Genomic DNA, 20,929 nt, shown 5'->3' with positions numbered 1-20,929 from the left:
AACCAGGCGAACAGGCCGCCGCGGCACGCCCGGAAAACCATTTGGCCCGGGGGCCGCTTCGCGCTCGCGTAACTCCCTGCTAGAATTCCGATTTTCGTGCCCGGACCATACGCGGCGCGAATTGCACTCACAGGCCGGACCGTCGGCCGGGATAGCAGGACCATGGCGAACTCCTTTGATGTCATCGTGATTGGCGGCGGGCACGCCGGCACCGAGGCTGCCTTGGCCGCGGCGCGCGGCGGTGCGCGCACCCTGCTGCTGACCCACAACATCGAGACCATCGGCCAGATGAGCTGCAACCCGGCCATCGGCGGGATCGGCAAGGGCCACCTGGTCAAGGAGATCGATGCCCTGGGGGGCGTCATGGGCCGCGCAGCGGACGCCGCCGGCATCCATTTCCGCATCCTCAATCGACGCAAGGGCCCGGCCGTGCGCGCGACCCGCGCCCAGTCGGACCGGCAGCTCTACCGCCAGGCCATCCGCCAGTTCGTCGAGGCCGAGCCGAACCTGCAGATCTTTCAGCAGCCGGTGGCCGATATCACCCTGGACGGCGACCGGGTCACCGGCGTGGTCACCGAGGGCGGCATTGCATTCGACGCCCGCGCCGTGGTGCTGACCGTGGGTACCTTCCTCAACGGCCAGATGCACACCGGGCTCACCCAGCAGCCCGGCGGGCGCGCGGGCGATCCGCCGAGCACCCGCCTGGCGGCGCGCCTGCGCGAGATGGCCTTTGCCGTCGGGCGGCTCAAGACCGGCACGCCGCCGCGCATCGACGGGCGCAGCGTGGATTTCTCGCGGCTCGAGCCGCAGCCGGGCGATGACCCGCGCCCGGTCTTTTCCTTCATCGGCTCGACCGACGACCACCCGGCGCAGCGCCCCTGCCATATCGCGCGCACCAGCGAGAAGACCCACGACCTGATCCGGGCGAACCTCGACCAGGCGCCGATGTACTCCGGCCAGATCGACAGCACCGGCCCGCGCTATTGCCCCTCGATCGAGGACAAGGTGGTGCGCTTTGCCGACAAGACCAGTCACCAGGTCTTTGTCGAGCCGGAAGGCCTCACCACCCACGAGCTGTACCCCAACGGGATCTCCACCTCGCTGCCGTATGCGATCCAGGTCCCCCTGGTGCAGAGCATTGCCGGCTTCGAGAACGCGCGCATCACACGCCCCGGCTACGCGATCGAATACGACTACTTCGATCCCCGCGGCCTGCGCCCGACGCTGGCCACGCGCGAGCTCGGCAACCTGTTCTTTGCCGGCCAGATCAACGGCACCACCGGCTACGAGGAGGCCGCTGCCCAGGGCCTGGTCGCCGGGCTCAATGCCGCGCGGCTGGTGCAGGACGCCGCGCCGTGGATCCCACAGCGCTCCGAGGCCTACATCGGGGTGCTGATCGACGACCTGGTGACCCGCGGCACCCAGGAGCCCTACCGCATGTTCACCTCGCGCGCCGAGTACCGGCTGTTGCTGCGCGAGGACAACGCCGATCTGCGCCTGACCCCGGTCGGGCGCGAGTACGGGCTGGTCGACGACGCCCGCTGGGCGCGCTTCGAGACCCGTGCCGCGGCCATCGAGACCGAGATGACCCGACTCGGACAAACCCGCCCGGACCGCGACCAGCGAAACCACCCGGCCCTGATCGAGTTGCTGGGCAAGGCGCCGGATCCGGATGCCACGCTGCTCGACCTGCTGCGCCGCCCCGAGGCCGATTACGACGGCTTGATGCATGCGCTGCCCGACCTGGATGTCGGCTGCACGCCCGACGTGCGCGAGCAGGCGGAGATCCAGGCCAAGTACGCCGGCTACATCGAGCGTCAGCAAGCCGAGATCGACCGCCAGGCGAAGGCCGAGCAGACCGCACTCCCGGACAGCCTCGACTATGCCCGGGTCCACGGGCTGTCGAACGAGATCCGGCAGAAGCTGGCGGAATTCCGCCCCCATACCCTGGCCCAGGCGCAGCGCATCCCGGGCGTGACCCCGGCCGCGCTGTCGGCGTTGGCCGTGCACCTGAAGCAGCGCGCCAGTGGCGAGTAACGACTGGCGCGCGGCCCTGGCCGCCGTGGCCGGGGACTGGGCGCTGGACCCACCGGCCATCGAGGCCCTGGCGATTTATCTGGAACAGCTCGGGCGCTGGAACCGCGTGCACAACCTGACCGCGGTGCGTGACCCCGCGCAGTGGATTCGCCGCCATATCCTCGACAGCCTGACGTTGCGCCCGTATCTTCACGGGGACCGGGTGCTGGATGTCGGGACCGGCGCCGGGCTGCCTGGTTTCGTGCTCGCGGCCACCGAGCGCGAACGCGAATTCTGCCTGCTCGACAGCGCGGCCAAGCGCATCCGCTTCCTGCGGAACGTAATCGGACTCGCCCGGCTGTCCGGGGTCGAGGCCGTGCATGTGCGGATCGAGGATTTCCAGCCCTCCGCGCCCTACACCACGGTCCTGGCACGGGCGTTCAAGGCCCCGGCCGACATGGTCTCGCGGGTCGCGCCACAGGTGGCCGAGGGGGGCCGCGTGCTGGCCATGCTGGGTCAGCGCTCGGTCGTCGCCGAACCGCTCCCGGCCCCGTGGTCGTACCGAAGCGTGGACCCGGTTACCATTCCCGGCGAGACCGCCGAGCGGCACATCGCCATTATCGAGAGAGCCGACCCGTGACCGATACGCTGGCTATCACCAATCAGAAGGGCGGAGTGGGCAAGACCACTACCTGCGTGAACCTTGCCGCCTCGCTCGCCCGCCTGGGCAAGCGCGTGCTGGTGGTGGACATGGACCCGCAGGGCAACGCGACCACCGGTTCGGGCGTCGACAAGCACGCCGATGACCCAACCTCCTGCGAGGTCCTGCTTGGCCAGGCCACGGTGGCCGAGGCCGCCCACCGAGTGGAGGCCGGCTATGACCTCGTCCCGGCCAACGGCGACCTGACCGTGGCCGAGGTGCGGCTGATGGAGGCCGAGCGCCGTGAATACCGGTTGCAGGAGGCGCTGGCACCGGCCCGGGCAAACTACGACCACATCCTGGTCGATTGCCCGCCGTCGCTGAACCTTTTGACCGTCAACGGCCTGGTCGCGGCCGATGGTGTGGTGATCCCGATGCAGTGCGAGTACTACGCACTGGAGGGGTTGACCGCCCTGATGCGCACCATCGAGAGCATCCAGCGCGGGCCCAACCCCAAGCTGCGTATCTCGGGCCTGCTGCGCACGATGTTCGATCCACGCAATCGTCTTTCCGGGGATGTCTCGGCACAGCTCACCGGCCACTTCGGCGATCGCGTGTTCCGAACCGTGATCCCGCGCAACATCCGCCTGGCCGAGGCACCCAGTTTTGGCCAGCCGGCCTTGTTGTATGATGCCTCCTCGCGCGGGGCCGTGGCGTACCTGGCCCTGGCCGGCGAGATGTTGCGGCGCTGAACGCCGCCTGTTACCCCCCTTACCGACTGCCTGCAGGAACGATCAACCATGGCGAAACGAGGACTGGGCCGAGGCCTGGATGCCCTGCTCTCCGGCGCCCAGGCCGGTGGTGACGACAGCGACAGTTTGGAGCAGCTCCCGATCGAGCAGATCCGGCGTGGCAAGTATCAGCCCCGGGTCCACATGGCGGAGGCGGCGCTGGCCGAGCTGGCCGACTCGATCCGAGCCCAGGGCATCGTGCAGCCGGTCGTCGTGCGGCGCCTGGACGAGGGCTATGAGCTGATCGCCGGCGAGCGCCGCTGGCGTGCCGCCCAGATCGCGGGCCTGGAGACGGTCCCGGCGGTGGTCCGCGACATCCCCGATCAGGCCGCCGCGGCGATGGCACTGATCGAGAACATCCAGCGCGAGGATCTGAACCCGCTGGAAGAGGCGCAGGCCATCCGCCGCCTGATCGGCGAATTCGAGATGACTCACCAGGCCGCGGCCGACGCGGTCGGCCGCTCGCGCACTGCGGTCACCAACCTGCTGCGCCTGCTGGAACTCCACGACACGGTGAAGGACCACGTCAACGAGGGGCGCCTGGAGATGGGCCACGCCCGCTGCCTGCTGGCGGTGCCCCTGGACGACCAGCCCGGGGTGGCCGCGACCGTGGTCAAGCGCGGGCTCTCGGTGCGCGCGACCGAGCAGCTGGTCAAGAAGATCCTCGCAGCCACCCCGGAGCCCAAGAAGGATGCCGGACCCTCGCCCGAGGTGCGACAACTGGAGAGCCGCCTCTCCGACCAGCTGGGTGCCGCGGTCCAGGTTCGCTACAACCGCCAGGGCAAAGGCCGTCTGGTCATCGAATACAACAGCCTCGACGAGCTCGATGGCATCCTCGCCCACATCCAGTAACTCTCTGAGCGGCCTGGCCGATGGCCCTGAACGCCGTTTGACGCAGTACAAGGGCGCTCTTATACTACGCGCACTTTTTGGGAGAGGGGTGGGTGTGCCCATCCGCTGAATGACACCGCGACGCTTCAGACACGCCTTACAATCGCTAGGTCTGCAGCTCGCCTTAACGCTGATACTGTCGGGCCTGCTTCTGGCCCTGTTCCCCCCGATCGTGGCGATCTCGGCTGCGGTGGGCGGCATCACCGCGACGCTCGGCAACGCCGTGGCCGCGGTTGTTGTGTTTCGGGCCTACCGTTCCGATCAGGTGGGCTCGCTGACCGCCCGCATGATGGGCGCCCAGATGGGACGACTGGCAATCATCGCGGTGGCATTCGGGGTGGCGTTCGCTTACCTGGACGAGCCGGATTTACTGGCGTTGTTCGGCATCTTCCTCCTGGTGCACCTGGCCCCCTTGTGGTGGCTGCACCGGGTTTCTGATCAAGCAATGACGAGATAACTGCATGGCTTCAGAAAGCGGACTGCCCACGATGGAAGAGCACATTGCTCACCATCTGACGAATCTTACCTTCGGACTCCACCCCGAGAAGGGGATGAGCTTCGCCACCACCAGCACCGAAGCCGCCGAAATGGGCTTCTGGGCGATCCACGTCGACTCCATGCTGTGGTCGATCGCACTCGGGCTGCTGTTCATCCTCACGTTCCGTGCCGCGGCCAAGAAGGTCACCGCCGGCGTCCCGGGCGGCTGGCAGAATTTCGTCGAAATGATGATGGACTTTGTGAACGACAACGTCCGTGGCTCGTTCAAGCACAAGAACGACATGGTCGCGCCGCTCGCGCTGACCATCTTCGTCTGGATATTCCTGCTCAACCTGATGGACCTCGTGCCGGTCGACCTGATCCCGCACATCGCCTATCTGCTGGGTATCCCGTACTTCAAGATCGTGCCGACTACGGATATCAACGTGACCGCGGGCCTGGCGCTCGGTGTGTTCATCCTGATCATCTACTACTCGCTCAAGATCAAGGGTCCGGTGGGTTTCATCAAGGAACTGACGGGCATCCCGTTCCAGACCAACATCGTGTACATCAAGCCGTTCTTCTGGGTGATCAACTTCGTGCTGGAGTTCATCAACCTGCTGGCCAAGCCGGCCTCGCTCGCCCTGCGACTGTTCGGCAACCTGTACGCCGCGGAGATGATCTTCATCCTGATCGGTGTCATGTACTCTGCGGGCCTGATCCTGGGTCTGGCCGGCGGTGTACTGCACGTGGGCTGGGCGATCTTCCACATCCTCGTGGTGCCGCTGCAGGCCTTCATCTTCATGGTGCTGACCGTCGTCTACATCGACATGGCGTACAGCGAAGACCACTGATTTCGACTTCCCTACTCAACTGACTGTTTCAACACTCGACTGGAGATACAAAAATGGAAATGGCTAACGCTCTGATCGTCCTGGCTGGCTCGCTGCTTCTGGGTCTGGCCGCTGTCGGCGCCGCCATCGGCGTGGGTACCCTCGGTGGTCGCTTCCTGGAAGGCGCCGCGCGTCAGCCGGAACTGATCCCGATGCTGCGCACCCAGTTCTTCATCGTGATGGGTCTGACCGACGCCGTGCCGATGATCGGCGTGGGTATCGGCCTGTACGTCCTGTTCGCCCTGGGTTAATAAGGCTGAGCGAGTCCCGAGGTCCCCTCCACTCGTCCAACCTGAGGTAGCAGGATGAATATCAATCTGACCATCATTGGCCAGCTGCTCGCGTTCAGCGTCTTCGTGTGGTTCACGATGCGCTACGTCTGGCCGCCCATGTCCGCCGCCCTGGAAGAACGTCGCAAGAAAATTGCCGACGGCCTGGCAGCCGCGGAACGTGGCGAGAAAGAGCAGGAGCTCGCCCAGGAGCGTGCGACCGAGGTCCTCAAGGAGGCCAAGCAGCAGGCCAACGAGATCGTGGCCTCTGCGCAGAAGCGCGCCAACGACGTGGTTGAGGAAAGCAAGTCCACGGCCCACGAAGAAGGCGAACGCATCAAGCAGGCGGCGCACGCCGAGATCGAGCAGGAGATCAACCGCGCGAAGGAAGAGCTGCGCAAGCAGGTCTCCGAGCTAGCGGTTGCCGGTGCCGAGCAGATCCTGGCCAAGGAAATCGACGCCAAGGCGCACGGCGATCTGCTCAAGAAGCTCTCGGCCAAGCTGTAAGGAGACGTTATGTCAGACCTGATTTCGGTCGCCCGACCCTACGCTCGCGCAGCTTTCGAGCGGGCCCGCGAGGCCAAGGATCTCGCCGGCTGGGCCGAGCAGCTCGAATTGCTGGCGGCGATCGCCCGCGATTCGCAGATGCACAGTCTCCTCTCCAACCCGCGGGTCCCGCGGCCGGACCGGGCACAGCTCGTGCTCGACGTGGCCGGTGACAAGGTGGGGCCCGAGGCGGGGAACCTGGTTCGCCTGCTGGCCGAAAACGGCCGGCTGCCTGCCCTCCCTGCCGTGAGCGATGCCTTTGCCGAATTGAAGGCCGCGGCCGAGCACCGCGTCCATGCCGACGTGATTGCCTTTCGCAAGCTCACCCAGGCGCAGGAGAAAGAGATCCACGACGCCCTGGCCAAGGGGTTGGGCTGCGAAGTCGATCTCGAGCATTCGGTCGACAGCGCCCTTCTTGGAGGGGCCATCATCCGCGCCGGCGACCTGGTAATCGACGGCTCCGTGCGAGGCCAGCTGAACCGCCTGGCTGCCAATTTGAGTCGCTAAGAGGATATTTAACATGCAACTGAATCCCTCCGAGATCAGTGATCTGATCAAACAGCGCATCGAGAAATTCGATGCCTCGTCCGAGGCCTCCAACGAGGGCACCGTGGTCAGCGTGACCGACGGTATCGCCCGCGTCCACGGTCTCGGTGACGTCATGCAGGGCGAGATGCTCGAGTTCCCGGGCGACACCTTCGGTATGGCGCTCAACCTTGAACGCGACTCTGTGGGTGTCGTGATCCTGGGCGACTACAAGCACATCTCCGAGGGCCAGACGGTCAAGTGTACCGGCCGCATCCTCGAAGTGCCGGTTGGTGAAGCGCTGCTGGGCCGGGTAGTCGATTCCCTGGGTCGTCCGATCGACGGCAAGGGCCCGATCGAAAGCGACATCACCAGCCCGATCGAAAAGATCGCGCCGGGTGTTATCGAGCGCAAGTCGGTCGACCAGCCGCTGCAGTCCGGCATCAAGGCGATCGACGCCATGGTCCCGGTCGGTCGTGGCCAGCGTGAGCTGATCATCGGCGACCGCCAGACCGGCAAGACCGCCGTCGCGATCGATGCGATCATTAACCAGAAGGACTCCGGCGTTAAGTGCGTCTACGTCGCGGTTGGCCAGAAGGCCTCCTCGGTCGCCTCCGTGGTGGCCAAGCTGGAAGAAGCCGGCGCGATGCAGAACACCATCATCGTGGCGGCCAATGCGTCGGAGTCGGCGGCGATGCAGTTCATCGCCCCGTACGCCGGCTGTGCGATGGGCGAGTACTTCCGCGATCGCGGCGAAGACGCGCTGATCGTCTACGATGACCTCACCAAACAGGCCTGGGCCTACCGTCAGGTCTCCCTGCTCCTGCGTCGTCCGCCGGGCCGTGAAGCCTACCCGGGCGATGTCTTCTACCTGCATTCGCGTCTGCTGGAGCGTGCCTCGCGTGTGAACGCCGAGTACGTCGAAGAGAAGACCAACGGTGAGGTGAAGGGCAAGACCGGTTCGCTGACGGCGTTGCCGATCATCGAGACCCAGGCGGGTGACGTCTCCGCGTTCGTTCCGACCAACGTGATCTCGATCACCGACGGTCAGATCTTCCTCGAGACCGACCTGTTCAACTCCGGTATTCGCCCGGCGATCAACGCCGGTCTGTCGGTGTCCCGAGTCGGTGGTGCCGCCCAGACCAAGATCATCAAGAAGCTGGGTGGCGGCGTGCGTCTGGCGCTGGCGCAGTATCGTGAGCTGGCGGCGTTCTCGCAGTTTGCCTCCGATCTGGACGAACTGACCCGCAAGCAGCTGGATCGCGGCAAGCGCGTGACCGAGCTGATGAAGCAGGGTCAGTACCAGCCGATGTCCATCGGCGAGATGGCCTTTTCGCTGTACGCCGCGAACGAAGGCTTCCTCGACGACGTCGAGGCCGACAAGATCGTGAGCTTCGAGAAGGAACTGATCGCCTACGCGCGTTCCTCCCAGAAGGAGCTCCTGGACGAAATCAACAGCACTGGCGACTACAACGACTCCATTCAGGAAAAGCTGAAAAGCGCCCTGGAAGAGTTCAAGGCCAAGCACAGCTGGTAACGGGAGCACGCAATGGCGGGCACTAAGGAGATCCGGACGCAGATCAAGAGTATCAAGAATACTCAGAAGATCACCAAGGCGATGGAAATGGTCGCCGCGTCCAAGATGCGCAAGGCCCAGGACCGCATGCAGGAGTCCCGGCCTTACGCACAGAAGATCCACGACGTGATCGGTCACGTCGCGATGGCGAATGCGGAGTACAAGCATCCGTTCATGGTGGAACGCGAGGTCAAGCGCGTCGCGCTGATCATCGTGTCGACTGACCGTGGTCTTTGCGGCGGCTTGAACACCAACCTGTTCAAGAAGGCCGTGATCGAGATGCGTCGCTACCGCGACGAGGGCGTCGAGGTCGATCTGTGCGTGATCGGGAGCAAGGCGCTGCAGTTCTTCAAGCGCCTGGGCGGCAACATCGTGGCCGAGTCCAAGGATCTCGGGGACCGTCCGCACATCAATGACCTGATCGGTTCGATCAAGGTCGTGCTGGACAACTTCCGTGACGGCAAGGTCGATCGCGTGGTGCTGCTCGAGAACAAGTTCGTCAACACCATGACGCAGCAGGCCGAGGCCACGCAGTTGCTGCCGACGGCGCCTAGCCGAGACGAATCGCTCAAGCACCACTGGGATTACATCTACGAGCCCGACACGCATCCGGTGATGGATACGCTGCTCGAGCGCTATGTCGAGTCCCTGATCTATCAGGCGGTGGTCGAGAACGTGGCCTGCGAGATGGCCGCACGCATGGTCGCGATGAAGTCGGCCTCCGACAACGCCGGAACGATGATCAAGGACCTGCAGCTCGTCTACAACAAGGCGCGCCAGGCTGCGATCACCCAGGAGATCTCCGAGATCGTCGGTGGCGCGGCTGCGGTCTAGCGCCCACCGGCCCGAATCGGTCGACTCGGCACGAATTACGACTTACGAGGATGAACAAATGAGTTCTGGAAAGATTGTCGAAATCATCGGCGCCGTCGTGGACGTGGAATTCCCCCACGGCGAAGTGCCCAAGATCTACGACGCGCTGACCCTGGAAAACGGTCTGACCCTGGAAGTTCAGCAGCAGCTGGGCGACGGCGTGGTACGCACCATTGCCATGGGCACGACCGAGGGTGTGAAACGTCAGACCGCGGTTACCGCCACGGGCAAGCCGATCTCCGTGCCGGTCGGCAAGGGGACCCTGGGTCGGGTGATGGATGTCCTCGGTCGTCCGGTGGACAACGCCGGTGATGTTGAGGCCCAGGAGACCTGGTCGATCCACCGCGCCGCCCCGACTTTTGACGAGCAGGCGGGCTCGACCGAGCTGCTGGAAACCGGCATCAAGGTCATCGATCTGCTGTGCCCCTTCGCGAAGGGCGGCAAGGTCGGCCTGTTTGGTGGGGCCGGCGTGGGCAAGACCGTTAACATGATGGAGCTGATCCGTAATATCGCGATCGAGCACTCCGGTTATTCGGTGTTTGCGGGTGTCGGGGAGCGTACTCGTGAGGGCAACGACTTCTACCACGAGATGAAGGACTCCAACGTCCTCGACAAGGTGGCCCTGGTCTATGGCCAGATGAACGAGCCGCCGGGTAACCGACTGCGCGTAGCGCTGACCGGTCTGACCATGGCCGAGTTCTTCCGTGACGAAGGCCGTGACGTGCTGATGTTCATTGACAACATCTACCGTTACACCCTGGCCGGTACCGAGGTCTCGGCGCTGCTGGGTCGTATGCCCTCCGCGGTGGGTTACCAGCCGACCCTGGCGGAAGAGATGGGTGTGCTGCAGGAGCGCATCACCTCGACCAAGAAAGGCTCGATCACTTCCATCCAGGCCGTCTACGTGCCGGCGGATGACTTGACCGACCCGTCCCCCGCCACCACCTTCGCGCACCTGGATGCCACGGTCGTGCTGTCGCGCCAGATCGCCGAGCTGGGCATCTACCCGGCCGTGGACCCGCTGGACTCGACCTCGCGTCAGCTGGATCCGCAGATCATCGGGCAGGAACACTACGACACCGCGCGGGCGGTGCAGGGCACCCTGCAGCGCTACAAGGAGCTGAAGGACATCATCGCGATCCTCGGCATGGACGAGCTGTCGGAAGATGACAAGCTGGCCGTGGCCCGTGCGCGAAAGATCCAGCGCTACCTGTCGCAGCCGTTCTTCGTTGCGGAAGTCTTCACCGGAGCCCCGGGCAAGTACGTCTCCCTGAAGGACACCATCCGGGCGTTCAAGGCCATCGTGGACGGCGAGTACGATCACCTGCCGGAACAGGCCTTCTACATGGTCGGCACGATCGAAGAAGCTGTCGAGAAGGCCGAGAAGCTCGGCTAAGGAGCAAGGCGTTATGCCCATGAATATGCATGTGGATGTGGTCAGTGCGGAGGAGTCGATCTACTCCGGGACGGCCCTGATGATCGCCGCACCCGCCGAAGGGGGCGAGGTCGGCGTGTATGCCGGGCATACGCAGATGCTCGCCCGGCTGAATCCGGGTGAACTGCGCATCCTGGAAAAGGAAGGCGCGGAGCCGCAGCCGGTGTTCGTGTCCGGCGGCATCCTCGAGGTGCAGCCGTACCATGTGACCGTTCTGGCGGACACTGCGGTGCGCGCGAAGGACCTTGACGAGGCCGAGGCCATCGAGGCGAAAAAGCGCGCGGAGGAGGCCCTGGCCAATTCCAAGGCCGATTTCGACTACGCCAAGGCCCAGGCCGAGCTGGTCGAGGCGGCGGCACGCCTGCAGATGATCCAGAAGCTGCGCCGGAAATAATCCGGCAACGTTCCACGGATGACTTACGCTAAGGGCCAACCATCTCGGTTGGCCCTTTATCATTGTGCCCATGCCTGAATCGAAGCCCCTTCATATCGCGGTACTTGCAGCCGGCAAGGGCACGCGCATGCGCTCGCGCCATCCGAAAGTCCTGCAAGCCCTCGCCGGCCGTCCGCTGCTGGCTCATGTCCTGGAAAGAGTAGCGGCGCTGGACGCCGCCGCCTGCCACGTGGTGGTCGGTCACGAACAGGAGCGGGTGCGGGCAGCGTTCGCCGACTCCCGGCAAGCCTTGACCTGGGTCGACCAGGGGGAGCCCCGCGGGACCGGCCACGCGGTGTTTCGAGCCCTTGAAGCCATCCCGGATTCCGCACGGGTGCTGGTGACCTATGGCGATGTCCCGCGCATTCCGATTGCCGACCTGGTGGCCTGTGCGGACGGCGACGGTGTCACCGTGCTTGCCGCCCGGGTCGTGGATCCGAGCGGCTATGGGCGCTTGGTTCTGGATTCGTCGGGGCAACTTGAGCGGATTGTCGAGGACAAGGAGGCCAGTGCACGGGAACGTGCCGTGGACCTGATCAATACCGGTGTCCTGGCTGCCCCCGCGGGTGAGCTGCGCCGGTGGCTGGCCGCCTGTGAGCCACGGGTGACCGGACCACGCGAGTGGTACCTTACCGATGTCGTAGCGGCAGCCCGCGCCGACGGAAGTGCCGTCAGCGTTGTGGAAAGCGGCGACGCCGCGGCAGTCCTCGGGGTAAACGACCGCGAGCAACTGGCGGTTCAGGAACGGCTGTACCAGGCGGCGCTGGGTGCTGGAATGATGCGCGAGGGTCTGGGCCTTGCCGACCCCGCGCGCCTGGATGTGCGCGGGGTTCTCACCTTCGGACGCGACTGCCAGATCGATGTGAACGTCGTGATCGAGGGCACGGTGACGCTCTCGGACGATGTTTATATTGGACCCGGTTGCGTGCTGCGGGACTGCGACATCGGTTCCGGCACGCAGATCGCGGCGCATAGTGTCCTCGAGGGGGTGCGGGTTCATGCCGATGCGCGGATTGGACCGTTCGCCCGCCTGCGGCCCGGGACCGAACTGGGGACCGGGGCGCGCGTCGGCAACTTCGTCGAGATCAAGAATGCCACCCTGGGTGCCGGAGCCAAGGCGAACCACCTGACCTACGTCGGCGACGCCCAGATTGGCGCTGGCGCCAATCTGGGCGCGGGCACCATTACGTGCAACTATGATGGCGCCAACAAGCATCGCACCGAGATCGGCGAGCGCGCCTTTATCGGTTCCAATACGGCATTGGTGGCTCCGATACGCATCGGGGACGACGCGACCGTGGGCGCAGGGTCAACCCTGTCCGACGACGTCGAGGCGGGCGCTCTCGCGCTGACTCGCGCCCGAACCCGCACGATTCGTGACTGGCCGCGCCCGAAGAAGAGCGGTAACGACAAGGAGAAGTAATCGATGTGCGGTCTGGTTGCAGGCATTGGCGAACGAAACCTGGTCCCTGTCCTGGTCGAGGGCCTGCATCGCCTGGAATACCGGGGGTATGACTCCGCTGGAGTGGCCGTGGTCAACGACCGCACCCTTTCGGACCTGCGTGCCATCGGCAAGGTTGCGGCCCTGGAGCAACGGATCGAGGCCGCTGGGCTGGAGGGGCCGGTGGGCATCGCCCACACGCGCTGGGCCACGCACGGGGCTCCGACCGAAGAGAATGCCCATCCCCACCGTTCGCGTGACGGCCGCGTGGCCATCGTGCATAACGGCATCATCGAGAATCACGGCGACCTGCGTTCCCGGCTCGACGCCGCCGGCTGGCCCTGCGTATCCGCGACCGACAGCGAGGTGATCGCCCATCGTCTCGAGCAGGCCCTGGCACTGGGTTCGTCGCCGCTGGATGCGATGCGCAGCGCCTGTGCCGAACTTCAAGGCGCCTACGCGATCGCGGCGGTGTTTGCCGACTTCCCCGACGAATTGATTGTTGCCCGTTCCGGGAGCCCGGTCCTGCTGGGCCTGGGCATTGGCGAGACCTTCGCCGCCTCCGACGTGCAGGCGCTGCTTCCGGTCACCCAGCGTTTCGTCGACCTGGAAGATGGCGACATTGCCCGGCTCACGCGCGACGGCGTCGAGATCCGCGACGCCGCCGGAGAACGGGTCGAGCGCGGCATCCGCGAGAGTCGTTGCCAGGCGAGCATCGCGGACCGGGGCGAGTACCGCCATTTCATGCTCAAGGAGATCTACGAGCAACCCCATGCCCTGGAACAAACCCTGTCGGGCCGCCTGGGCGAAGCCGGTATCCTCGAGAACATCCTCGGACCGGGCAGCGACGAGCGCTTGGCCGATGTCGCCGCCGTCCAGATCGTTGCCTGCGGAACGAGTTATCACGCCGGCATGGTCGCGGCGCACTGGATCGAGGAGCACCTGGGTCTTCCGGCGCGGGTCGAAGTCGCCAGCGAATATCGCTACCGGCGCCACGTCCTCGCCCCGGGCACCCTGCTAGTGGTGATCTCGCAGTCCGGCGAGACCGCCGATACCCTGGCGGTCCTGCGGCAGTCCCAGGACGAGCCGTTCCTGGCGCGGCTGGCGATCTGCAACGTGCCCGAGAGCACGATGGCACGGGCGGCCGACCTGGTCCTGATGACCCATGCCGGACCCGAGATTGGCGTCGCATCCACCAAGGCGTTTACCACCCAGCTGGCGGCCCTGGCCATCCTGGTCCTGCTGCTGGGTCAGGTCGCCAGCGCCGCCCGTATGCCCGCCGCCGAGCGGGCCGATGCGGTCGCGGCCCTGCGCAGTCTCCCCGATCAGGTGGCCCGTATCCTCGCGCTCGATACGCCTATTGCGCGGATCGCCGAGGATCTCATGGAGCGCCAGCATGCGCTGTTTCTCGGGCGTGGGGCCTATTTCCCGATTGCCCTGGAAGGCGCGCTGAAGCTGAAGGAAATCTCCTATATCCACGCCGAGGCCTACCCCTCCGGCGAGCTGAAACACGGTCCGTTGGCTCTCGTGGACACCGAGATGCCGGTCGTAGCCGTCGCCCCGGACGATGCCCAGCTGGAGAAACTTTCCAGCAACCTGCAGGAGGTACGGGCCCGGGGCGGGCAGCTGATCGTCATTGGCGAATCCAACGCCGCGCGCGCGTTGGAGCCCGAGGACACCTGGGTCGGTCTGCCGCAGAACGAGGCCCTCAGCCCGTGGCTGGCTCCGGTTCTGTTCACGGTCCCGCTACAGTTGCTCGCTTACCATACGGCCGTGCTGAAGGGCACCGATGTGGATCAGCCGCGCAACCTCGCCAAATCGGTGACCGTCGAATAGTGGGCGGCGCCCAAGCCGCTCAGTCCATCAGGAAACGCTTGTATTCGTGCCCCGGTTTCGCTAGATTTTGGTGCGCTTGAATAACCTGTCACAGGAGCACCTTATGGATCAGCAAGAGCTCAACAACCGCTGCGTCACCCTGTTCCAGTCCCCGCGAATCCAGACCAAGCTTTGGAACCCCCGCATGTTCTGGGAAGTCGGCCGCAAGCTGAACACGAACCCGGACGAGCTCACAGAGCCGAAGGTCGACCTGTGCGAGCTGGAGGTCATGCTCTCCGCCGCAGCCTACGAGCCGTCGAAATGCGCCGACAACCTGAACCAGCGCGAGACCGGCCGCGCCGACTTCATCCGTCGCGCGGTCCAGTCCGGCCAGCGTCCGTTCCTGCGCCGCGCGGCCTGATCCACTCCCGGATCATCGCCTGCCAGGACCCGGCCTCGCGCCGGGTCTTTTCGTTTGGGGGCGCGAAACTGCTTGTTCGTCACCACGGCCTTTGTCCGTGTCCTTTGTGTTTCACCCGTCTTGAGCCTCATCGCGGGTGTCCAGGAGATCGTCCCTTACTGGCCCCTGGCCTCCAGCCAGAAGGTCACCGGGCCGTCGTTGGTCAGACTGACCTGCATGTCCGCCCCGAAACGCCCGCTGGCCACGGGTTTATGGCGTTGGCCTGCCCGCCGTACCAGCCAATGGAACAGTGCTGCGCCATGCTCGGGACTCGCCGATCCGGAAAAGCTCGGTCGCATCCCCTTGCGCGTATCGGCTGCCAGGGTGAACTGGGGCACCAGCAGCAGCCCGCCACCGGTCTCGCCCAGGCTCCGGTTCATTCGGCCCCCCGAGTCCGCGAATACCCGGTAGCCCAATAGCCGGTCGAGCATCCGTTCCGCGCTCGCCTCGGTATCGTTCGGCTCCACGGCCACCAGAGCCACCAGGCCGCTTCCGATCGCCCCGACGTCCTCCCCGTCGATGGTGACCCGCGCCGCGCTTGCGCGCTGGATCAGTGCGATCACGCCTGCCCCCGTCCAGTGCCGGGCTCGATGTGCCCGGACAGTTCCCCTGCCAGTCGGTCCGTGGCTGCGACCAGTCGGCGCACGATGCCCGGCTCCGCCGCCGAGTGGCCGGCGTCCGGTACGATCTCCAGCTGCGCCTGCGGCCAGGCCTGGTGCAGGGCCACCGCCTGATTCACCGGACACACCACGTCGTAGCGGCCGTGCACAATGGTGCCGGGAATCCCCTGCAGCCGGCCGGCATCGCGCAGCAGCTGGTCGGGTTCCAGGAACGTCTCGTGAACGAAGTAGTGGCACTCCAGCCGGGCCAGGCTCACGGCCACATCCGGCTCCTCGAAGTGCGCGATCACGTCGTGGTTCGGGATCAGACAGGAGGTGCGCCCTTCCCAGCTGGACCAGGCCCGGGCCGCGGCCTCGCGCACTGCACGGTCGTTGGCGGTCAGCCGCCGGTAGTAGGCACCTACCATGTCCGCCCGCTCGCCATCCGGGATCTGTGCCTCGTAGTCGGCCCAGGCCTCAGGAAACAACCGGTCCGCGCCCGACTGGTAAAACCATTGGATATCCTGCGGGCGGCACAGGAAGATCCCGCGCAGCACCAGGCCCAGGACCCGCTCCGGGTGTTTCTGGGCATACGCCAGCCCGAGGGTCGAGCCCCAGGACCCCCCAAATACCACCCAGCGCTCGATTCCCAGGTGCTCGCGCAGGCGTTCGATGTCCGCGACCGCGTGCCAGGTCGTGTTCGCCTCGAGGCTTGCGTGCGGGGTCGAGCGTCCGCAGCCGCGCTGGTCGAACAACACGATGCGGTAGCGTTCCGGATCGTAGAAGCGGCGGTGCCAGCTTTCGCAACCCGAGCCGGGCCCGCCATGCAGAAACACGACGGGTATCCCCTCCGGATTGCCGCATTCCTCGAAGTACAGCTCGTGGCCGTCGCCAACCTGCAGGCGCCCCATGCCGTGGGGCTCGATCTCGGGATACAGCGCGTCCATGGAAGCCCTCCGGGCAAAACCCCGAGTGTCGCCAAAACGCAGCGTGGGCGAAACCCTTCGGGCTCTTCCCGCAACCGCCGATCCGGCCCTACTCCGGGTCCTCGATTACCCGCCCGCGATAGACACGCCGCTTGTGCGCAGGCCGGTGTTCTCCTTGTGCCCCGTCTTCTGGTTGCGTCTTCGCGGGTGAGGGTGTTCGTAGATACCCCGTTCCCTCCAGCTGACTGCGCAGGGTCAGCGCCGCCGCCTCGACCATGCTCGACTGCGAGCGGGCAGCGTAATCAAGGATGGCCTCCATGAAATCCGGGTCGCTGACCGAAAGCCGTGCTACCGCGGGGAATTCGGCGCGCAGGTTTCGCCGAAGTTCGGCGGCCAGGCTGAGGCTCTTGCGGTCGTGCATCGGATCCCCCGGGTGGGCGTAGCTTTCTCCGTCTTCATGCAAGCGGGGTGCCACGGCGAGACGCCCGCCATTCCCCGCCCCGGCGCCCCCAGGTCGCAACCCCTGCCCTGTGCGAGAGCGACGGGTGTTCATCTCTGGTGCACGGGAGGCGCGGTGTGCACCGAAATCCTGCGCCACCATTGCGGGTTGGGCTTGCGTGCAGCCGACCGCCGGCCTATGTTGCGGGCCCATGGAGACACCCGCCGTTCCCGCCTCGATCCGCCGCCTCGCCGGGCGTGCCATCGCCGACTTCGACATGGTCCGCGAGGGCGACCGCATCCTGGTGGGCCTGTCCGGTGGCAAGGATTCGCTGACCCTGCTGTGGCTGCTGCACAACCTCGCTCGGCGGGCCCCGGTGCGCTTCGAGGTGGGGGCGGTCACTATCAACCCCGAGATCGAGGGATTCGAGCCGCAGCGGCTGATGGATTACCTGGGCAGCTACGGCATCCCCTATCACTTCGTGTCCGAGCCCATCGCCGAGCTGGCCGATGCGCACATGGACAACGACTCGTTCTGCTCCTTCTGCTCGCGCATGAAGCGCGGCCTGATGTATCGCACGGCGCGCGAACACGGCTACAACGTACTGGCGCTGGGCCAGCACCTCGATGATCTCGCGGAGAGCTTCATGATGAGCGCCTTCCATGGCGGCCAGCTGCGCACCATGAAGGCCCACTACGCGATCGACGCCGGCGACCTGCGGGTCATTCGCCCGCTGGTCTACGTGCGTGAACGCCAGACCCGCGACTTTGCCGACGCCGCGGGGCTCCCGGTGATCCTCGACAACTGCCCCGCCTGCTTCGCCATGCCCACCCAGCGCGAGCACATGAAACAGCTGCTGGCGCAGGAGGAGGCGCAGCACCCGCGACTGTTCCGCAACCTGCGCACCACACTCAAGCCCCTGATGACCGAGGGTGGCATTCCTCCGCGCGATCCACCGCCGAGCGCGGCCGCAACCACCGAATCCGCAGTGTCCGAACATGGCCCGACGTCGGCATCTGCGTGATCGCCTGATCGGGGTGGGCCTGCGCCTGCTGGCGCGCCTCCCGCTGCGCGTGAACCACGCCCTGGGCGGCGCGGTCGGGGCGCTGGTGTGGTACCTGCCCACCCGCGCGGCCCGTATCACCCGCATCAATCTGGCGCTGTGCTTTCCGGAAAAGGACCCGGCGTGGCGGCGGCGGGTGGGGCGGCGCTCCCTGATGGCGATGGGCCGGGCCCTGACCGAGTCCCCCTGGCTGTGGCAGTCGCCTCCGGAGAGCCTCGAGACCCTGGCCGTCCAGCCGCCGCAGTACGCGCGCCTGCGCGAGCGCTCCGCCGGTCGGGCGTTGTTCCTGTGCGCCCCGCATCTCGGTTCCTGGGAATTCGCCGGACTGCATGCCGCTTGCCACGGGCCGATGGCCACGCTGTACAGCCCGTTCAAGACCCCGGAGGTGGACCGCTGGGTGCGCGAGGCCCGTGCCTCCACCGGGGCCGAGCTGGCCCCGGCCGATCGCAGTGGCCTGCGCATCCTGCAACAGGCCCGCGACCGCGGCGAGATCATCGGCATCCTTCCGGACCAGAGCCCCAAGGGCGCCTCGGGCCAGCACGCCTCGTTTTTCGGGCGTCCGGCCCTGACCATGACCCTGCTCCCGCGTCTGCTGCGCGGGCGCGCGGATCACGTGGTATTCCTGTTTGCCGAGCGTCTGCCCGGGGGACGGGGCTATCGCTATCACGAGGTCGTGGCCGGCCCGGAGGTGGCCGATCGCGATTTTGTCCGGGCGGCCGCGGCGATCAACCTCCACGTGGAGACCCTGGTCCGGCGCTGTCCCGAGCAGTACAACTGGGCCTACAAGCGCTTCAACCCACCGCCCGCGGGCTGGCCCGATCCCTATCGCCGGGGGGCGCCTGAGTAACCTCCCGCGCGGTACCTCCCCGCGCATGGCCGACCCGCTGAGCGGGTCGCGTCAGAGGATGTAGCGGGACAGGTCCTCGTCTTCCGCCAGGTCGCCGAGGCGTTCGTCGACGAAGGCGCGGTCCACGATCACCGGGCCTTCGACATCCGGGGCGCGGTAGGCGACGTCCTGCAGCAGGCGCTCCAGCACGGTATGCAGACGGCGGGCGCCGATATTCTCGGTGCGTGCGTTCACGTCAAAGGCGATCTCGGCCAGACGGCGCACGCCCTCTTCCTCGAAGCGCAGCTCCACGCCCTCGGTCTTCATCAGCGCGGTGTACTGCTCGGTCAGCGAGGCGGTGGGCTCGGTCAGGATGCGCACGAAGGCATCGGCCGACAGGGCGTCCAGCTCCACACGGATGGGCAGCCGGCCCTGCAGCTCCGGCACCAGGTCGGACGGCTTGGACAGGTGGAAGGCGCCGGAGGCGATGAACAGGATGTGGTCGGTGCGCACCATGCCCAGCTTGGTGGAGACGGTGGTGCCCTCGATCAGCGGCAGCAGGTCGCGCTGCACGCCCTCGCGGGAGACCTCGCCACCGCCGGTCTTCTCGCTGCCCTTGGCGACCTTGTCGATCTCGTCGAGGAACACGATGCCGCTTTGTTCCACGCGCTCGATCGCCTTCAGCTTCAGCTCTTCTTCATTGACCAGGCGCGCGGCCTCTTCCTCGATCAGCAGCTTGCGGGCCTCGGCGATCTTCAGCCGCCGCGAGCGGGTCTTCTGCCCGCCGAGGTTCTGGAACATCGACTGCAGCTGGCTGGCCATCTCTTCCATGCCCGGGGGCGTCATGATCTCCACGCCCTGCGGGTTTTGCGAGACCTCGATGTCGATCTCGCGTTCGTCCATGTCCCCCTCGCGCAGGCGCTTGCGCAGCTTCTGGCGGGTCTCGCTGTTGCCGTGGTCCGGCTCGGACTCGGTGAAGCCGGCATTGCGCGGGCTTGGCAGCAGGGCGTCGAGGATGCGCTCCTCGGCGGCGTCCTCGGCCTTCAGGCGGTTTTCCTTGATCGCCTCGTCGCGCAGCTGCTTCACCGCGGCCTCGGCCAGATCGCGGATGATCGACTCGACATCGCGCCCGACATAACCGACTTCGGTGAACTTGGTCGCCTCGATCTTGATGAACGGGGCGTGGGCCAGCTTCGCCAGACGCCGGGCGATCTCGGTCTTGCCCACACCGGTCGGGCCGATCATCAGGATGTTCTTGGGTGTGACCTCCGGTTGCAGCTCCGGCGGCAGCTGGCGGCGGCGCCAGCGGTTGCGCAGGGCAACGGCGACGGAGCGCTTGGCGTCGTCCTGGCCGATGATGTAGCGGTCCAGTTCCTGGACGATCTCGCGGGGGGTCATGTCGGTCATGGCAAATGGGCCTTGGTCGAATCGCTTGGCGCCGGGTCGCGTTACTCCGCGTCCAGGCTCTCCAGGGTGATGTTGTGATTGGTGTACACGCAGATATCGGCGGCGATGTTCAGGGACTTCTCCACGATGTCGCGGGCTGGCAGATCCGTGTTCTGCAGCAGGGCCTGGGCGGAGGCCTGGGCGTAGGGGCCGCCGGACCCGATTGCGATCAGTGCATGCTCGGGCTCGATCACGTCGCCATTGCCGGAGATCACGAAGGAGTTCTCGCGGTCGGAGACCGCCAGCAATGCCTCCAGCTTGCGCAGGGCGCGGTCGGTACGCCAGTCCTTGGCCAGCTCGACGGCGGCGCGGGTAATGTTGCCGGAGTGTTTCTCCAGCATCCCTTCGAAGCGTTCGAACAGGGTGAAGGCATCGGCGGTGCCGCCGGCAAAACCGGCGAGGATGCGATCATGGTAGACGCGGCGCACCTTGCGCGCGTTGCCCTTCATCACGGTGTTGCCAAGGGAAACCTGGCCGTCGCCCCCGAGGGTGACGGCGCCGCCCTTGCGGACGCATACGATGGTGGTGCCGCGAAACTGTTCCACGGAT

Annotated in this window: 23 protein-coding genes; 18 read left to right on the top strand and 5 right to left on the bottom strand. The window is 66.1% G+C overall.

Annotated elements, in window-relative coordinates:
* The first annotated feature begins 162 nt into the window (after nucleotides 1–162).
* From mnmG to G333_RS0103740, 16 genes are all read left to right on the top strand, one after another.
* Nucleotides 163–2,037, top strand: coding sequence for a tRNA uridine-5-carboxymethylaminomethyl(34) synthesis enzyme MnmG (gene mnmG, locus G333_RS0103815; protein WP_019627708.1), 1,875 nt, complete (start codon nucleotides 163–165; stop codon nucleotides 2,035–2,037).
* Nucleotides 2,027–2,656: a 16S rRNA (guanine(527)-N(7))-methyltransferase RsmG gene (gene rsmG / locus G333_RS0103810; RefSeq protein ID WP_018168794.1), complete on the top strand. Its 630-nt coding sequence runs from the start codon at nucleotides 2,027–2,029 to the stop codon at nucleotides 2,654–2,656. Before mnmG ends, rsmG begins: the two co-directional genes overlap by 11 nt.
* Nucleotides 2,653–3,408 carry a ParA family protein gene (locus tag G333_RS0103805; RefSeq protein ID WP_018168793.1) on the top strand — a complete coding sequence of 252 codons (756 nt, stop codon included), beginning with the start codon at nucleotides 2,653–2,655 and terminating at the stop codon, nucleotides 3,406–3,408. The genes rsmG and G333_RS0103805 overlap by 4 nt, the downstream gene beginning before the upstream one ends.
* A 48-nt stretch (nucleotides 3,409–3,456) precedes the next feature.
* Complete coding sequence (locus G333_RS0103800) at nucleotides 3,457–4,299, top strand: ParB/RepB/Spo0J family partition protein (RefSeq protein WP_018168792.1); 843 nt, start codon at nucleotides 3,457–3,459, stop codon at nucleotides 4,297–4,299.
* Between the two features lie 109 nt (nucleotides 4,300–4,408).
* Entirely contained in the window at nucleotides 4,409–4,795 is a 387-nt protein-coding gene (locus tag G333_RS0103795; RefSeq protein WP_018144955.1) for an ATP synthase subunit I, read from the top strand.
* A gap of 31 nt (nucleotides 4,796–4,826) precedes the next feature.
* Nucleotides 4,827–5,669, top strand: a complete 843-nt coding sequence (atpB, locus tag G333_RS0103790; protein ID WP_026287973.1) for a F0F1 ATP synthase subunit A — start codon at nucleotides 4,827–4,829, stop codon at nucleotides 5,667–5,669.
* A gap of 53 nt (nucleotides 5,670–5,722) precedes the next feature.
* Nucleotides 5,723–5,959: a F0F1 ATP synthase subunit C gene (gene atpE / locus G333_RS0103785; RefSeq protein WP_012983953.1), complete on the top strand. Its 237-nt coding sequence runs from the start codon at nucleotides 5,723–5,725 to the stop codon at nucleotides 5,957–5,959.
* A gap of 54 nt (nucleotides 5,960–6,013) precedes the next feature.
* Entirely contained in the window at nucleotides 6,014–6,484 is a 471-nt protein-coding gene (locus tag G333_RS0103780; protein ID WP_018144953.1) for a F0F1 ATP synthase subunit B, read from the top strand.
* Between the two features lie 9 nt (nucleotides 6,485–6,493).
* Nucleotides 6,494–7,030 (top strand): F0F1 ATP synthase subunit delta, encoded by a 537-nt coding sequence (locus tag G333_RS0103775; RefSeq protein WP_018938629.1) that lies wholly within the window; start codon nucleotides 6,494–6,496, stop codon nucleotides 7,028–7,030.
* 13 nt (nucleotides 7,031–7,043) lie between these two features.
* Entirely contained in the window at nucleotides 7,044–8,585 is a 1,542-nt protein-coding gene (gene atpA / locus G333_RS0103770; protein ID WP_018144951.1) for a F0F1 ATP synthase subunit alpha, read from the top strand.
* Between the two features lie 12 nt (nucleotides 8,586–8,597).
* Complete coding sequence (atpG, locus tag G333_RS0103765; RefSeq protein WP_018938630.1) at nucleotides 8,598–9,458, top strand: F0F1 ATP synthase subunit gamma; 861 nt, start codon at nucleotides 8,598–8,600, stop codon at nucleotides 9,456–9,458.
* A 58-nt stretch (nucleotides 9,459–9,516) separates the two neighbouring features.
* Nucleotides 9,517–10,893 carry a F0F1 ATP synthase subunit beta gene (gene atpD / locus G333_RS0103760; RefSeq protein ID WP_018144949.1) on the top strand — a complete coding sequence of 459 codons (1,377 nt, stop codon included), beginning with the start codon at nucleotides 9,517–9,519 and terminating at the stop codon, nucleotides 10,891–10,893.
* Nucleotides 10,894–10,906: 13 nt separating this feature from the next.
* Nucleotides 10,907–11,326, top strand: coding sequence for a F0F1 ATP synthase subunit epsilon (locus G333_RS0103755; protein ID WP_018144948.1), 420 nt, complete (start codon nucleotides 10,907–10,909; stop codon nucleotides 11,324–11,326).
* 127 nt (nucleotides 11,327–11,453) lie between these two features.
* The gene (glmU, locus tag G333_RS0103750) at nucleotides 11,454–12,788 is read left to right on the top strand and encodes a bifunctional UDP-N-acetylglucosamine diphosphorylase/glucosamine-1-phosphate N-acetyltransferase GlmU (protein ID WP_019627707.1); all 1,335 of its coding nucleotides are present in this window, start codon (nucleotides 11,454–11,456) and stop codon (nucleotides 12,786–12,788) included.
* 3 nt (nucleotides 12,789–12,791) lie between these two features.
* Nucleotides 12,792–14,642, top strand: a complete 1,851-nt coding sequence (gene glmS, locus G333_RS0103745; RefSeq protein WP_019567546.1) for a glutamine--fructose-6-phosphate transaminase (isomerizing) — start codon at nucleotides 12,792–12,794, stop codon at nucleotides 14,640–14,642.
* Nucleotides 14,643–14,745: 103 nt separating this feature from the next.
* Nucleotides 14,746–15,042, top strand: coding sequence for a hypothetical protein (locus tag G333_RS0103740; protein WP_019627706.1), 297 nt, complete (start codon nucleotides 14,746–14,748; stop codon nucleotides 15,040–15,042).
* 155 nt (nucleotides 15,043–15,197) lie between these two features.
* Here G333_RS0103740 and dtd read toward each other — a convergent pair whose 3' ends face one another.
* From dtd to G333_RS0103725, 3 genes are all read right to left on the bottom strand, one after another.
* Nucleotides 15,198–15,644, bottom strand: a complete 447-nt coding sequence (gene dtd / locus G333_RS0103735; RefSeq protein WP_019627705.1) for a D-aminoacyl-tRNA deacylase — start codon at nucleotides 15,642–15,644, stop codon at nucleotides 15,198–15,200.
* Nucleotides 15,641–16,627, bottom strand: a complete 987-nt coding sequence (gene pip / locus G333_RS0103730; protein WP_019627704.1) for a prolyl aminopeptidase — start codon at nucleotides 16,625–16,627, stop codon at nucleotides 15,641–15,643. The genes dtd and pip overlap by 4 nt, the downstream gene beginning before the upstream one ends.
* Nucleotides 16,628–16,715: 88 nt before the next feature.
* On the bottom strand, nucleotides 16,716–17,027 hold the full coding sequence (locus G333_RS0103725; RefSeq protein ID WP_018168785.1) for a hypothetical protein: 312 nt from the start codon (nucleotides 17,025–17,027) through the stop codon (nucleotides 16,716–16,718).
* Between the two features lie 229 nt (nucleotides 17,028–17,256).
* Between G333_RS0103725 and G333_RS0103720 the strand changes: the two genes are divergently transcribed.
* Nucleotides 17,257–18,069: a tRNA 2-thiocytidine(32) synthetase TtcA gene (locus tag G333_RS0103720; protein ID WP_019627703.1), complete on the top strand. Its 813-nt coding sequence runs from the start codon at nucleotides 17,257–17,259 to the stop codon at nucleotides 18,067–18,069.
* A complete protein-coding gene (locus G333_RS0103715; RefSeq protein ID WP_019627702.1) occupies nucleotides 18,044–18,955 on the top strand; it encodes a lysophospholipid acyltransferase family protein in 912 nt (303 codons plus the stop codon). The genes G333_RS0103720 and G333_RS0103715 overlap by 26 nt, the downstream gene beginning before the upstream one ends.
* A gap of 51 nt (nucleotides 18,956–19,006) precedes the next feature.
* On the opposite strand, the gene hslU is transcribed toward G333_RS0103715, so the two are convergent.
* Both hslU and hslV read right to left on the bottom strand, forming a co-directional pair.
* Complete coding sequence (gene hslU / locus G333_RS0103710) at nucleotides 19,007–20,341, bottom strand: ATP-dependent protease ATPase subunit HslU (protein ID WP_018144939.1); 1,335 nt, start codon at nucleotides 20,339–20,341, stop codon at nucleotides 19,007–19,009.
* A gap of 41 nt (nucleotides 20,342–20,382) precedes the next feature.
* Nucleotides 20,383–20,925, bottom strand: coding sequence for an ATP-dependent protease subunit HslV (gene hslV / locus G333_RS0103705; RefSeq protein WP_018168781.1), 543 nt, complete (start codon nucleotides 20,923–20,925; stop codon nucleotides 20,383–20,385).
* Between the last annotated feature and the right edge of the window lie 4 nt (nucleotides 20,926–20,929).

The organism is Thioalkalivibrio sp. AKL10, from assembly GCF_000381845.1.
GTDB lineage: Bacteria > Pseudomonadota > Gammaproteobacteria > Ectothiorhodospirales > Ectothiorhodospiraceae > Thioalkalivibrio > Thioalkalivibrio versutus.
This window is presented reverse-complemented; position numbering and strand designations above follow the sequence as displayed.

Coding starts and splice junctions, on each gene's coding strand:
- atpD (WP_018144949.1), top strand. CDS start 9,517: ATGAGTTCTGGAAAGATTGTCGAAATCATCGGCGCCGTCGTGGACGTG.
- G333_RS0103780 (WP_018144953.1), top strand. CDS start 6,014: ATGAATATCAATCTGACCATCATTGGCCAGCTGCTCGCGTTCAGCGTC.
- G333_RS0103715 (WP_019627702.1), top strand. CDS start 18,044: ATGGCCCGACGTCGGCATCTGCGTGATCGCCTGATCGGGGTGGGCCTG.
- G333_RS0103725 (WP_018168785.1), bottom strand. CDS start 17,027: ATGCACGACCGCAAGAGCCTCAGCCTGGCCGCCGAACTTCGGCGAAAC.
- hslU (WP_018144939.1), bottom strand. CDS start 20,341: ATGACCGACATGACCCCCCGCGAGATCGTCCAGGAACTGGACCGCTAC.
- G333_RS0103775 (WP_018938629.1), top strand. CDS start 6,494: ATGTCAGACCTGATTTCGGTCGCCCGACCCTACGCTCGCGCAGCTTTC.
- atpE (WP_012983953.1), top strand. CDS start 5,723: ATGGAAATGGCTAACGCTCTGATCGTCCTGGCTGGCTCGCTGCTTCTG.
- atpG (WP_018938630.1), top strand. CDS start 8,598: ATGGCGGGCACTAAGGAGATCCGGACGCAGATCAAGAGTATCAAGAAT.
- mnmG (WP_019627708.1), top strand. CDS start 163: ATGGCGAACTCCTTTGATGTCATCGTGATTGGCGGCGGGCACGCCGGC.
- pip (WP_019627704.1), bottom strand. CDS start 16,627: ATGGACGCGCTGTATCCCGAGATCGAGCCCCACGGCATGGGGCGCCTG.
- G333_RS0103740 (WP_019627706.1), top strand. CDS start 14,746: ATGGATCAGCAAGAGCTCAACAACCGCTGCGTCACCCTGTTCCAGTCC.
- atpB (WP_026287973.1), top strand. CDS start 4,827: ATGGAAGAGCACATTGCTCACCATCTGACGAATCTTACCTTCGGACTC.
- G333_RS0103795 (WP_018144955.1), top strand. CDS start 4,409: ATGACACCGCGACGCTTCAGACACGCCTTACAATCGCTAGGTCTGCAG.
- glmU (WP_019627707.1), top strand. CDS start 11,454: ATGCGCTCGCGCCATCCGAAAGTCCTGCAAGCCCTCGCCGGCCGTCCG.
- atpA (WP_018144951.1), top strand. CDS start 7,044: ATGCAACTGAATCCCTCCGAGATCAGTGATCTGATCAAACAGCGCATC.
- glmS (WP_019567546.1), top strand. CDS start 12,792: ATGTGCGGTCTGGTTGCAGGCATTGGCGAACGAAACCTGGTCCCTGTC.
- G333_RS0103720 (WP_019627703.1), top strand. CDS start 17,257: ATGGAGACACCCGCCGTTCCCGCCTCGATCCGCCGCCTCGCCGGGCGT.
- G333_RS0103755 (WP_018144948.1), top strand. CDS start 10,907: ATGCCCATGAATATGCATGTGGATGTGGTCAGTGCGGAGGAGTCGATC.
- G333_RS0103800 (WP_018168792.1), top strand. CDS start 3,457: ATGGCGAAACGAGGACTGGGCCGAGGCCTGGATGCCCTGCTCTCCGGC.